The sequence below is a fragment of the Kineococcus gypseus genome, from assembly GCF_050871305.1.
In the GTDB taxonomy this organism is placed as follows: domain Bacteria; phylum Actinomycetota; class Actinomycetes; order Actinomycetales; family Kineococcaceae; genus Kineococcus; species Kineococcus gypseus.
The window spans coordinates 1-12,744 of record NZ_JBJLRD010000039.1; the positions used below are offsets into that span (position 1 = coordinate 1).

The 12,744-nt window shown below is 77.8% G+C and carries 11 protein-coding genes; 5 read left to right on the top strand and 6 right to left on the bottom strand.

Annotated elements, in window-relative coordinates; translation table 11 throughout:
* Positions 1–41: 41 nt before the first annotated feature.
* A complete protein-coding gene (locus ACRYMN_RS14535) occupies positions 42–593 on the bottom strand; it encodes a flavodoxin family protein (protein ID WP_432496528.1) in 552 nt (183 codons plus the stop codon).
* A 162-nt stretch (positions 594–755) separates the two neighbouring features.
* On the opposite strand from ACRYMN_RS14535, the gene ACRYMN_RS14540 reads away from it, so the two are divergent.
* Positions 756–1,157 carry a DUF3253 domain-containing protein gene (locus tag ACRYMN_RS14540; protein ID WP_432496448.1) on the top strand — a complete coding sequence of 134 codons (402 nt, stop codon included), beginning with the start codon at positions 756–758 and terminating at the stop codon, positions 1,155–1,157.
* Positions 1,158–1,243: 86 nt separating this feature from the next.
* Here ACRYMN_RS14540 and ACRYMN_RS14545 read toward each other — a convergent pair whose 3' ends face one another.
* The 5 genes from ACRYMN_RS14545 to ACRYMN_RS14565 form a co-directional block, all read right to left on the bottom strand.
* Positions 1,244–3,757: an ABC transporter permease gene (locus tag ACRYMN_RS14545; RefSeq protein WP_432496450.1), complete on the bottom strand. Its 2,514-nt coding sequence runs from the start codon at positions 3,755–3,757 to the stop codon at positions 1,244–1,246.
* Positions 3,758–3,760: 3 nt separating this feature from the next.
* Positions 3,761–4,531 (bottom strand): ABC transporter ATP-binding protein, encoded by a 771-nt coding sequence (locus ACRYMN_RS14550; RefSeq protein ID WP_432496452.1) that lies wholly within the window; start codon positions 4,529–4,531, stop codon positions 3,761–3,763.
* Between the two features lie 187 nt (positions 4,532–4,718).
* Positions 4,719–5,819, bottom strand: a complete 1,101-nt coding sequence (locus ACRYMN_RS14555; protein WP_432496455.1) for a VIT1/CCC1 transporter family protein — start codon at positions 5,817–5,819, stop codon at positions 4,719–4,721.
* A gap of 76 nt (positions 5,820–5,895) precedes the next feature.
* Positions 5,896–6,606, bottom strand: coding sequence for a response regulator transcription factor (locus tag ACRYMN_RS14560; RefSeq protein WP_432496457.1), 711 nt, complete (start codon positions 6,604–6,606; stop codon positions 5,896–5,898).
* A gap of 60 nt (positions 6,607–6,666) precedes the next feature.
* The gene (locus ACRYMN_RS14565) at positions 6,667–7,851 is read right to left on the bottom strand and encodes a sensor histidine kinase (RefSeq protein ID WP_432496459.1); all 1,185 of its coding nucleotides are present in this window, start codon (positions 7,849–7,851) and stop codon (positions 6,667–6,669) included.
* Positions 7,852–8,002: 151 nt separating this feature from the next.
* Here ACRYMN_RS14565 and ACRYMN_RS14570 point away from each other — a divergent pair, with 151 nt between their 5' ends.
* The 4 genes from ACRYMN_RS14570 (at position 8,003) to gltX (ending at position 12,655) form a co-directional block, all read left to right on the top strand.
* A complete protein-coding gene (locus ACRYMN_RS14570; protein ID WP_432496461.1) occupies positions 8,003–9,058 on the top strand; it encodes a 3-isopropylmalate dehydrogenase in 1,056 nt (351 codons plus the stop codon).
* Between the two features lie 76 nt (positions 9,059–9,134).
* Positions 9,135–10,241, top strand: a complete 1,107-nt coding sequence (locus ACRYMN_RS14575) for a branched-chain amino acid aminotransferase (RefSeq protein ID WP_432496463.1) — start codon at positions 9,135–9,137, stop codon at positions 10,239–10,241.
* Positions 10,242–10,308: 67 nt separating this feature from the next.
* Positions 10,309–11,115: a fumarylacetoacetate hydrolase family protein gene (locus ACRYMN_RS14580; RefSeq protein ID WP_432496466.1), complete on the top strand. Its 807-nt coding sequence runs from the start codon at positions 10,309–10,311 to the stop codon at positions 11,113–11,115.
* 25 nt (positions 11,116–11,140) lie between these two features.
* Positions 11,141–12,655, top strand: a complete 1,515-nt coding sequence (gene gltX / locus ACRYMN_RS14585; RefSeq protein ID WP_432496468.1) for a glutamate--tRNA ligase — start codon at positions 11,141–11,143, stop codon at positions 12,653–12,655.
* Positions 12,656–12,744: the final 89 nt, after the last annotated feature.

The window sequence follows — 12,744 nt, forward strand, 5'->3', positions numbered from 1 at the left end:
GCGGCGGCCGGGGCCGCCGCACCGCGCGGTTCACCGGGAGCTCACTCGCCCTTCAGGCGCCCGGCGATCGTCACGACGCGGGTGGCCATGTGGTCCAGCGCGTTCAGCTCGGCCTCGCCCAGCGGGATGTCGTTGCCGCCGCCGGTGACGTGGCTGACGCCGTAGGGGTTGCCGTCGACGAACTTCAGCCCGTCGGTGTACCCGGGCGGGACGATGATCCCGCCGAAGTGGTAGATCGTGTTGTACAGCGCGGTGAGGGTCGTCTCCTGCCCGCCGTGGGCGGTCTGGGAGGTGGTGAAGCCGGCGTAGACCTTGTCGGCGAGCAGGCCCTGGGCCCACTGCGCGCCGAGGGAGTCGATGAAGATCTTCAGCTGGCCGGCGACGTTGCCGTAGCGGGTGGGGGAGCCGAACAGGACCGCGTCGGCCCACACGACGTCGTCGGCGGTGGCGCCGGGCGCGCCCTTGGCCGCCTCGGCCTCGGCGGCCTGCGCGTCGGTGGCCGCCTTCTCGCCGCCGGTGGACTGGCGCTCGACCTGGCGCAGCCGGACCTCGGCGCCGGCCTTCTCGCCGGCCGCGGCCAGGCGCTCGGCCATGGCGCGGGTGGTGCCGGTGGCCGAGTAGTAGACGATGGCGAGCTTCACGCTCACGGTGACCCTCCTGAGTGGTTGAATCGGCAACTAGCCGGTGGTGACAACGTAGCCGTCAGGACCCCGTCCCGTCGAGCACCCGCCCGCCGGGTGGGGTATGACGGGCGCGTGGCCCACCGCAGCAGGATCGGCGACGCGCAGCCTCCCGCCAAGGACTGCGCCGTGTGCGGGCGCACCATCACCTGGCGCCGCGCGTGGGCGCGCGACTGGGAGCAGGTGCGGTACTGCTCCGACGCGTGCCGGCGCCGCGCCCGCGGCGCCGGCGCGGCGGTGGACGCGCGCCTGGACGCCGCCCTGGCCGAGCTGCTGGCGGCGCGGCCCGCCGCGGCGGGGGTGGACCCGGACGAGGTGGCCCGCGCGGTCGGCGGGGAGGAGTGGCGCGCCCTGGCCCAGCCGGCCCGCGCCGCGGCCCGCCGCCTGGTCGCCGCCGGCCGCGCCGACCTCGTGCAGGGCGGGCGCGTCGTGGACCCCTCCACCGCGCGCGGTCCGCTGCGGGTGCGCGCGCGCTGAACCGCGCGGTGGCCGGGCGGATCCCCTCCGCCCGCCCGGCCCCTCCGCGCCGCCGGTGCGCGCGCCCGCCGCGGCGGCGCCGGGCCTCAGGCCGCGATCGCCGCCACGGGGGGCGTGCGCGCCGCGCGCCGCGCCGGGAGGACGGAGGCCAGCACCCCGGCGAGGGCGGCGACCACGATGATCCCGGCGATCCGCGCCCACGGCACGTCGAGCACGACCGGGCCCGCCGCCGCGAGCACCGCGGCGGTGCCCGCCAGCCCGTAGGCGGTGCCCAGCGCCACGCCCAGCGCACCGGCCACGCCGGCCACCAGCAGCGCCTCCCACGCCAGCAGCGCGCGCAGCTGCCCGCGGGTCAGGCCCAGCGCCCGCAGCAGGCCCGACTCCTGCCGGCGCTCGAGCACCGACAGCGCCAGGGTGTTGCCCACCCCGAGCAGGGCGATGACGACCGCCACCGCCAGCAGGCCGGTGACCACGAGCAGCATGGTGGTCAGCACCTGGTCGAAGGACTCGCGCACCGCCACCACGCCGCTGACGTCGCTGCTGGGCAGCGCGGCGGTGACGACCGCGGTCACCGCGTCGACCGCCCGGCCCTGCCCGGCCGCGTCCAGGGAGTCGTCCAGGCGCAGCCACGCGGCGCGCACCGCCGCCGCCGGGTCCGCGCGGCGCAGGTCCGCGGCCGTGGCCAGCAGCCCCTGCTCCGAGTCCGGCGCCACGACGACCCGCAGCGGCACCGGCGAGCCGCCCCCGGCCGAGGCGGTCACCTCGTCGCCGTCCGCCAGGCCGAGGACCTCCGCGGCGTGCCCGGGGACCACCAGCTCGCCGGGGCCGGGCACGGGGGCGCGCTGCTGCGAGCGCACCACGGTGCCCGCCTCGGCCGGCTCGACCCCGCGCACGCCCGTCGTGCCCAGCGCGCCGAGGGACACCTCGCCCTCGAGCACCGGCACCGCGCGCGCCACCCCCGGCACCTCGCCGAGGCGCTGCAGCAGCGCGTCGTCCAGGGGCTCCTCCCAGGAGGAGACGACGACGTCGGTGGGGTAGCCGGCCTCCAGCAGGTCCCCGGCGGTGGCGCGCGTGGAGGAGGCCCCCACCACCATCGCGGTGGTCAGCGTGACGCCGATGAGCAGCGCGGTCGCGGTCGCCGCCGTGCGGCGCGGGTTGCGCACCGCGTTGCCGGCGGCCAGCCGGGCCGGCACGCCCGCCCCGCGCACCAGGAGCCCGGCCAGCCCCACGACGGCGGGCACCGCGCGCCGGGCGAGCAGGACCACGCCCACGAAGCTGACCGCGCCGGCGAGCACCGCCGGCTGCAGCAGGCCCCGCGAGGCGCACCAGGCCAGGGCCGCCGCCGAGGGGACGGTGAGCACCGCGCCCGCCACCAGGCGCAGCACCCCGCCGCGCGAGCGCACCGGTGCCGGCGCCAGCGGGCGCAGCGCGGCCAGCGGCGCCACGCGGGTCGCCGCGCGGGCCGGGGCCAGCGCCGCCAGCACCGTCACGGCGCTGCCGAGCACCACCCCGACCGCGAGGGCGTGCGCGGGCACGTCCAGCGTCCCCAGGGGGATCGGCGAGCCCGCGTCCGCCGCGACGCGCGAGACGACCGCGGCCAGCCCCACCCCGGCGGCGGCCCCGGCCAGCGAGGCCAGCACGCCCACCGCGGCCGCCTCCAGCAGCACCGAGCGGGCGCTCTGCCCGCGCGTGGCGCCCACGCAGCGCAGCAGCGCCAGCTCGCGGGTGCGCTGGGCCAGCAGCACGGCGAAGGTGTTGGCGATGACCAGGCCGGCCACCAGCACCGCCACCGCCCCGAAGACCAGCAGCACCGCCGTCAGCGCGGCCGCGTCCCCGGTGAAGGACGAGGCGACGTCCTCGGCGGCCTCCTCGCCGGTGCGCACGACGAGCTCGCCGGGCGCGCCGCTCAGGGCGGCGGCCACCGCGCCGGTCAGCTCCGCGCCGTCCGCGCCCGGCGCCGCCGCCACGCGCAGCCGCGCGGGGTCCAGCGCGCCCCAGGTGCGCAGCTGCCCGTCGGTGGCGAACACGCGCCCGTGCAGCCCCGCGGTGGGGTCGCCGGCCAGGTCCACCACGCCGACCACGCGCACGGTCCCGGTCAGCTCGGCGCCCTCCTCCCCGCCGGGCGGGTACCAGGAGACGTCGAGCACGTCGCCGACCGCCGCGTCGAGGCGCTCGCTGACGGCCACCTCGCCGGGCGCCTCGGGCAGCCGCCCGGCGTCGACGCGCTCCCAGCGCAGCGGACCGGGCGCGGTGACGGCGCCGGCCTGCGCGTACGAGGAGCCGGTGCGCCCGGGCAGGCGCACCTGCACGCCGCTCTCGCGGTCGGCGGAGACCTGGGCGGCGCCGGGCAGGGCGCGCACCCGCTCCTCGGCGGCGCCCAGCGCCGGGCCCGCCACCGCGGGGTCGAGGTCCTCGCCGGCGGTGACCACGGCCGTGCTGGCGACGAAGGGGGCGCCGACGGCCCGCAGCAGGCTGGCGCCGGCGGAGGAGTTCAGCACGAGGGTCGCCACCACGAACGCCACGGCGATGACGACGGCCAGGCAGGAGGCGAGCACCCGCCCGGCGTGGGCGCGCAGCTGCGCCAGGGTGGTCCGCAGCACGGTTCAGTCCCCCAGGGTGCGCAGCGCGCCGAGGACGTCGTCCGCGGTGGGGGCGCTCAGCCCGCCCGCCAGCCGGCCGTCGGCCAGCAGCACCACGCGGTCCGCGTAGCCGGCCGCGACCGGGTCGTGGGTCACCATCACGACGGTCTGCCCGAACTCGCGCACCGCCGAGCGCAGCAGGCCCAGCACCTCCGCGCCCGCGCGCGAGTCGAGGTTGCCCGTCGGCTCGTCCGCGAAGACCACCTCCGGGCGCGGCAGCAGCGCCCGCCCCACCGCGACGCGCTGCTGCTGCCCGCCGGAGAGCTCCGAGGGCTTGTGCCGCAGGCGCTCGCGCAGCCCCAGCCGGGTGACGACCTCGTCGTGCCAGGCCCGGTCCGGCGCCCGGCCCGCCAGCTGCAGCGGCAGCACGAGGTTCTCCCCGGCGCTCAGCACCGGCAGCAGGTTGAAGGACTGGAACACGAAACCCACGCGGTCGCGGCGCAGGCGGGTCAGCTCGCGGTCGCGCAGCGCGGTCAGCTCCGTCCCGCCGAGGAACACCCGCCCGGCGGTGGCGGTGTCCAGGCCGGCCAGGCAGTGCATGAGCGTGGACTTGCCGGAACCGGAGGGGCCCGTGATGGCCGTGAACTCCCCGCGGGCGAACTCGACGTCCACCCCGGCCAGGGCGTGCACGGCGGCGTCGCCGCGCCCGTACGTCTTGCGCAGCCCCTCGGCGCGCACGGCCGGGACGCCGGCGCGCAGCACCTCCGGGGAACGGGTGGGGCGTGGTGCGGGCACGGGGGTCTCCTCGCGGGTCGGGGCGCGCCGGCACCGCCGGCGTCGCAGCGACCGTAGGGAGCCGGTCCGCACCGCCGCGTCGCGCGCGGAGGTGATCCCGCGGTGGCCCCGGGGTGGGACCACGGGTGGACGCGCCCGCCCCGCGTCCGCCCGTGGTCCCACCCCGGGCGGGGCGCCGGCGGCGCGCTCAGCCGGTGCCGGTGCCGAAGAGCAGGCCCAGCCCGTAGGTGACCGCGGCCGCGGCGAACCCGATGGCGAGCTGGCGCAGCGCCCTGCGCAGCGGCGGCGCCCCGGAGAGCACCCCGACGACGGCGCCGGTGGCCAGCAGCGCCAGGCCCACGAGCCCGGCCGCCACGGCGACGGCGAGCGGCCCGCTCAGCCCCAGCAGGTACGGCAGCACCGGCACGACCGCGCCGGAGGCGAAGAACGCGAAGCTGGAGGTGGCCGCGCCCAGCCCGGTGCCCACCGCCTCGTGCTCGTCGCCGTCGCCGGGAGCGGCGCCGGCCGGCGCGCGGTGCACCGGGCGCAGCCCGCGCAGGACCTCCGCGGCGTGGGCCTCGGCCTGCTCCTGCGGCACCCCGCGCGCCCGGTACACCAGGGAGAGCTCGTTGGCGTCGACGTCGAGGGCGGCGACGGCCTCGTGCGCGTCCGGGTCCGGCGTGGAGGCCTCCAGCAGCTCGCGCTGCGAGCGCACCGAGACGTACTCGCCCGCGCCCATCGACAGCGCCCCCGCCAGCAGGCCGGCGATCCCGGCCAGCAGCACCGTGCGGGTGCCCGCGCCGGAGGCGGCGAACCCCAGCACGAGCGAGAGGTTGGAGACCAGCCCGTCGTTGGCGCCGAAGACCGCGGCGCGGAAGGTGCCCGACAGCCGCGCGCGCCCCCGCGTGGCCAGCGCGCGCACCACCTCCCCGTGGATGCGCTCGTCGGCGGCCATGGCCGCGGTCGCGTCGGCGTCGCGCGCGTAGGGCGAGCGGGCCTCGGCGCGCTGGACCAGCGCCAGGACGAACACCGAGCCGAAGTGGCGCGCCAGGAACCCCAGCACCCGGGTGCGCGCGTCCCCGCGCACCGGCGGGCCCGCCTCCTCGCCCAGCAGCGCCTCCCAGTGCGCCGCGTGCCGCTCCTCGGCCTCGACCAGCCCGAGCAGCACCTCGCGCTCCTCGCCGCGGCGGCGCCCGGCCAGGTCGCGGTACACCGCCGCCTCGGCGCGCTCGTCGGCCAGGTGCCGGCGCCAGCGGCGCAGCGTGCGGGGGTCGCGGGTCCCGGGGGTCCCGGGCGGTGCGTCGCTCACGCGGCGAGTGTGCTCCGGCGCCCCGCCCGCCGCCCTCCCCGGCGCGCCCGGGCCGGCGCCGGGTCCAGCGCCGGGATCAGCGCGCGTCGCGCAGCACGTCGCCGGGCTGCACCAGCCCGGCGGTGTAGGCCAGCACGACGGCCTGCACCCGGTCGCGCGAGCCGGTCTTGGCCAGCACCCGGCCCACGTGCGTCTTGACGGTGGCCTCCGAGACGACGAACCGCGCGGCGATCTCGGAGTTCGTCAGGCCGTGCGCCATGCACTCCAGCACCTCGCGCTCGCGCGGGGTCAGGTCCGGCGGCAGCTCGCGGTGCGCGGCGGGGGCGGCGGCCGCGTCCCGGCGCAGCATCGGGCCGACGTGCTGCAGCAGCCGGCGGGTGGAGCTGGCCGCGATGACCGCGTCGCCGGAGTGCACGGTGCGCACGGCCGCGAGCATCTCCTCCGGCGGCGCGTCCTTGAGCAGGAAGCCGCTGGCGCCGGCGCCGATGGCGGCCACGACGTACTCGTCCAGGTCGAACGTCGTCAGCACCACCACCCGGGGCGCCTCGCGCCCCTCGGGCCGGGGCGCGGCGGTGATGCGGCGGGTGGCCTCGATGCCGTCGACGCCGGGCATGCGCACGTCCATGAGCACCACGTCGCACGGCGTGCCGAGCACGAGCTGCACGGCCGCGAGGCCGTCGGAGGCCTCGCCGACCACCTCCAGGTCGGGCTGGGAGTCGATGACCATGCGGAAGCCCGCGCGGACGAGCTGCTGGTCGTCGACGAGGACGACGCGGACGGCGGGCACGGGGACCTCCGGGGGTTCGGGCGGGACGGTTCGGTTCGGGCGGGCGGTCCGGGGGAGCCGTCACGGCGCGCGCGGCAGCGTGGCGCGCACGCGGAAGCCGCCGCCGGGCCGGGGCCCGGCGGTGACCGAGCCGCCGTGCAGGCGGGCGCGCTCGGCCATGCCCACCAGCCCCTGCCCGCCGGCGCCGGCGTCGGGCACCAGGGCGGCGGCGCCGCGGCCGTCGTCCTCGACGCCCAGGCGCAGCGCGTCGGGGTCCCAGCGCACCTCCACGCGCGCCCGGGCGGCCGGGCCGGCGTGCTTGAGGACGTTCGTCAGCGACTCCTGCACGATGCGGTAGGCGGCCAGGCCCACGGCGCGGGGCAGCTCGCGCGGCTGGCCGACGACCTCCAGCGCGACGTCGAGGCCGCTGGCGCGCACCTGCTCGACCAGGTCCAGCACCTGCGAGGCGTCCGGCTGGGGCGCGCGCTCGTCGCCGGGGCCCTGGCGCAGCACGCCCAGCAGGTCGCGCATGTCGGCCAGCGCCTGCCGGCCGGTGGCGGAGATCGTGCCCAGCGCCTGCGCCGCCGCGCCCGGGTCCGCCGCCGCGGCGTAGCGGCCGCCGTCGGCCTGCGCGATGATCACCGAGAGGGAGTGCGCCACCACGTCGTGCATCTCGCGGGCGATGCGCTGGCGCTCGGCGGTGGCCGCCAGGCGGGACTCGTTCTCCCGCTCCACCTCCAGCAGGCGGGCGCGCTCGACGAGCGCCAGCTCCGTCTGGCGCGAGGCGCGCCGCAACCGGCCCAGCAGCCAGGTCGCCACGACCAGGACGGCGATGAAGAGCGCCGCGGCGAACGTGGTGACCGGGTCGGCGTGCTCCAGCAGGTAGTAGCGCACCGGGGCGACCAGCGCGCCGAAGAGCCCCAGCAGCAGCCCGCCGCGCGAGGCCCACGGGGCGGCGTAGGCGGCCAGGGAGTACAGGGCCACGAGCACCGCGACGTTGGCGAACTGCGGCACGTCCGTCAGCACCGTCTGCAGCAGCCCCGCGGCGGCGACGAGCCCGCCGCTCAGCTCCGGCTGCGCGCGCCGCAGCGCCAGCGGCGCGCACATGAGCACGTTGACCAGCACGGCCCCCGAGCCGCCGACCACGGCGCCGGCGGAGACCGCGGCGCACACCAGGGTCAGGGCCGCGGCGGCGAGCGCGTCCACGAGCAGCACGTGGGCGCGGGGCCAGGCCACGATCCGGTCGAACACGTTCTCCTGCGGCACCGCTCGAGCGTAGGAGCCGGTGCGCGCGCGCGTCGTCCGACCGCGGGAGCAGCCGCGCCTCCACCCCGGGGCGGAGGGCGCCGTCCACCCCGTGAGACGCCGGTCCCGGATGCCGGACGCGCCGGCCGACGGCTCCGCTAGCCTCGCGGGCATGGCGGACACCCTGCGGCTCGCGGTCATCCCCGGCGACGGCATCGGCCAGGAGGTGACGGCCGAGGCGCTGAAGGTGCTGCACGCCGTCCTGGACGGCACCGGCGCGAAGGCCGAGACCACCGAGTACGACCTCGGCGCGCGGCTGTACCACCGCACCGGCGAGACCCTGCCGGACTCCGTGCTGCAGGAGGTGCGCGGCCACGACGCGATCCTGCTCGGCGCGGTGGGCGACCCCGGCGTGCCCAGCGGCGTGCTCGAGCGCGGGCTGCTGCTGGAGCTGCGCTTCGCGCTGGACCACTACGTGAACCTGCGCCCCTCCAAGCTGTACCCGGGGGTGCCCTCGCCGCTGGCCGCGCCAGGCGAGGTCGACTTCGTCGTGGTGCGCGAGGGCACCGAGGGCCCCTACGTCGGCAACGGCGGCGCCCTGCGGGTGGGCACCCCGCACGAGATCGCCACCGAGGTCAGCGTGAACACCGCCTTCGGCGTCGAGCGCGTCGTGCGCGACGCCTTCGCCCGCGCCGCCGCCCGCCCGCGCCGCAAGCTGACCCTGGTGCACAAGCACAACGTCCTCGTGCACGCCGGGCACCTGTGGCGGCGCACCGTCGAGGCCGTGCACGAGCAGTTCCCCGAGGTGGCCGTGGACTACCTGCACGTCGACGCCGCGACCATCTTCCTGGTCACCGACCCGTCCCGCTTCGACGTGGTCGTCACCGACAACCTCTTCGGCGACATCCTCACCGACCTCGCCGCCGCCGTCACCGGCGGCATCGGCCTGGCCGCCTCCGGCAACGTCAACCCCGACCGCACCGCGCCGAGCATGTTCGAGCCGGTGCACGGCTCGGCCCCCGACATCGCCGGGCGGCAGCTGGCCGACCCCACCGCGGCCGTCCTCAGCGTCGCGATGCTGCTGGAGCACCTGGGCCTGGCCGACGCCGCCGCCCGCGTGGACGCGGCCGTCACCGCCGACCTGGCCCGCCGCGCCTCCGGGGAGGTGGCCGGCCCGCGCAGCACCGCGGCCACCGGCGACGCCCTCGCGGCGCTGGCCGCCGGCTGACCCGCCCCGCCCCCCGGGCGCCACCCGCCCGGAGTACCGTCGACCGCACCGTCCCACCGCCTGCGAGGAGCCGAGCGTGAGCGCCCCCACGACCGAGACCCCGACGAGCTTCCCCGTCCACGCCTCGGCCGCCCCGGTGGACCCCGCGCGCCGCGCGGAGATCCTCGCCGACCCCGGGTTCGGCCGGTACTTCACCGACCACATGGTCACCGCCACGTGGACGCGCGGCACCGGCTGGCACGACACCGCCGTGGTGCCCTACGGCCCCCTGCAGCTGGACCCGGCCGCGGCCGTCCTGCACTACGCGCAGGAGGTCTTCGAGGGCATGAAGGTCTACCGGCACGCCGACGGCGGCGTGTGGTCGTTCCGCCCCGGGGCCAACGCCGCGCGCCTGGCCCGCTCCGCGCGCCGGCTGGCCCTGCCGGAGGTGCCCGAGGCGATGTTCCTCGACGCCGTCACCGCCCTGGTGCGCACCGACGAGGCGTGGGTGCCCGGCGGCGGGGAGTCCTCGCTGTACCTGCGCCCCTTCATGGTGGCCACCGAGGCGTTCCTGGGGGTGCGCTCGGCGCACGAGGTGAAGTTCCTGGTCATCGCCTCCCCGGCCGGCAGCTACTTCAAGGGCGGGGTCACGCCCGTGTCGATCTGGCTGTCGGAGGACTACACCCGCGCCGCCTTCGGCGGCACCGGCTCGGCCAAGTGCGGCGGCAACTACGCCGCCAGCCTGGCCGCGCAGGACGAGGCGCACGCCAACGGCTGCGACCAGGTCTGCTTCCTCGATGCCACCGAGCGCCGCTACGTCGAGGAGCTCGGCGGCATGAACCTCTTCTTCGTCCACGACGACGGCACGATCGTCACCCCGGAGCTGACCGGCACGATCCTGGAGGGCATCACCCGCTCGTCCATCCTGCAGCTCGCGCAGGACCTCGGCCACGGGGTCGCCGAGCGCCGCGTGAGCATCGAGGAGTGGCGCGAGGGCGTGGCCTCCGGGCGCATCACCGAGGTCTTCGCCTGCGGCACGGCGGCCGTGGTCACCCCCGTCGGCCGGCTGGTCTCGCGCGACGGCGAGCTCGTGCACGGCACGGGCACCACGGGCGAGGTCACCTCGACGATCCGCCGGCAGCTGCTGGACGTGCAGTACGGGCGCGCGCAGGACCCGCACGGCTGGATGCGGCGCCTGGCCTGAGCGGCCCGGCCCCGGTGGCGCGCCCCGGCGCGCGGGCGCGCTCCGGGGCGGTCACTAGGGTGGCCGCATGCGCATCGCCAGGTTCTCCTCCGCCGGTTCCGACCCGCGCTACGCCGTCGTGGAGGGCGCGCCGGGGCGGGAGGAGCTGCTCGTCGTCTCCGGCGACCCGCTGTTCACGCCGCTGAGCCCGACCGGCGAGCGGGTGCCGCTGGCCGACGCGCGCCTGCTCGCGCCGGTCATCCCGCGCAGCAAGGTGCTGGGCATCGGGCGCAACTACGCCGCCCACGCCGCGGAGCTGGGCAACGAGGTGCCCGCCGAGCCGCTGGTCTTCACGGTGCCCAACACCTCCGTGGCCGGGCCGGGCGACCCGCTGCCGATCCCGGAGTGGGCCGGCGAGGAGCTGCACTACGAGGGCGAGCTGGCGGTGGTGGTGCGCCGGCTGTGCAAGGACGTGCCCCGCGAGCGGGTGGGCGAGGTCGTCTACGGCTACACCGTCGCCAACGACGTCACCGCGCGCGGCCTGCAGGAGGTGGACAAGCAGTGGTGGCGCGCCAAGGGCGCCGACGGCTTCACCCCGCTGGGCCCGTGGATCGAGACGGAGCTGGACCCCTCGGACGTGCGCATCGTCACCCGGCTGGCCGAGGGCCCCGGCGAGGAGGGGCGCGTCGTGCAGGACGGGCGCACCTCGCTGATGGTCCACGACGTCGCCGCGATCGTCGCGCACGTCTCGCGCGCCATGACGCTGCTGCCGGGCGACGTCATCCTCACCGGCACCCCCGCCGGGGTCGGCCCGGTGCGCGCCGGGCAGCGCGTGGACGTCGAGGTCGAGGGCATCGGCACCCTGTCCACGCCCTTCACCGCGCCGCAGGCCTGAGCGGCCTCACTAGGCTGGCGGTGCCATGACTGAGACCGCTCCCGCCCCCGCCGCCCCGGCGCCCGGCTCCTCCGGCGTCCGGGTCCGCTTCTGCCCCTCGCCGACGGGCACGCCGCACGTCGGCCTGATCCGCACGGCCCTGTTCAACTGGGCCCACGCCCGCCACACCGGCGGCACGCTCGTCTTCCGCATCGAGGACACCGACTCGGCGCGCGACAGCGAGGAGAGCTACGAGCAGCTGCTCGAGGCGCTGCGCTGGCTGGGCCTGGACTGGGACGAGGGCGTCGAGGTCGGCGGGCCCCACGAGCCGTACCGGCAGAGCAGGCGCCGCGGGATCTACGACGACGTGGTGCGCCGGCTGCGCGAGGCCGGGCACCTGTACGAGTCGTACTCCACCGCCGAGGAGGTCGAGGCGCGCCACGAGGCCGCCGGGCGCTCGAAGGCGCTCGGCTACGACAACGCCGACCGCGACCTGACCGGGGAGCAGGTGGCGGCGTTCCGCGCGCAGGGCCGGCAGCCCACGCTGCGCCTGCGCGTGCCGGACGAGCGCGACTACTCCTTCGACGACCTCGTGCGCGGGCGCATCGAGTTCAAGGCCGGCTCCTTCCCCGACCCCGTCCTCGTGCGCGCCAACGGCGAGCCGCTGTACACGCTGGTCAACCCGGTCGACGACGCCCTCATGGGCATCACGCACGTGCTGCGCGGGGAGGACCTGCTCAGCTCCACCGCCCGCCAGATCGCCCTGTACGAGGCGCTCATCGACATCGGCGTCGCGCGCTCCGTGCCCCGCTTCGGGCACCTGCCGTACGTCACGGGCGAGGGCAACAAGAAGCTGTCCAAGCGCGACCCGGAGTCGAACCTCTTCCACCACCGCGAGCGCGGCTTCGTGCGCGAGGGCCTGCTGAACTACCTGGCGCTGCTGGGCTGGGGCATCGCCGAGGACCGCGACGTCTTCTCGCTGGAGGAGATGGTCGCCGCCTTCGACGTGGCCGACGTCAACGCCTCCCCGGCCCGCTTCGACCTGGCCAAGGCCGAGGCGATCAACGCCACCCACCTGCGCATGCTGGAGCCGGAGGACTTCCGCGAGCGCCTGGTGCCCTACCTGCGCGCCGGCGGGGTGCTGCCGCAGGCGCCGAGCGAGGAGCAGCTGGCCCGGCTGGCCGCCGCGGCGCCGCTGGTGCAGGAGCGCATGACCCTGCTGGGGCAGGCCCCCGGCATGCTCGGCTTCCTCTTCACCGCCGACGAGGACCTCGTGCCCGAGGAGGACGCGCTGGCGGCGCTGCGCCCGGAGGCGGCGGACGTGCTCGACGCGGCCCGCGCGGCGCTGGAGGAGCTGGGGGAGTGGACCACCGCGGCGATCGAGGCCGCGCTGCGCGCCGCCGTCGTCGAGGGCCTGGGCGTCAAGCCGAAGTTCGCCTTCGCCCCGGTGCGCACGGCCGTGACCGGCCGGCGCGTGTCGCCGCCGCTGTTCGAGTCGATGGAGATCCTCGGGCGCGCCTCGTCCCTGGCCCGGCTGGGGGCGCTGCGCGCGCGGCTGTGAGGTGCGCCGGGCCCGCCCGCGGCGCGACGGGCGGGCCCGGAGGGCTCAGGAGCGGGGCGCGCCGGCCGATTTGGGCGGGGGCGTCGCGA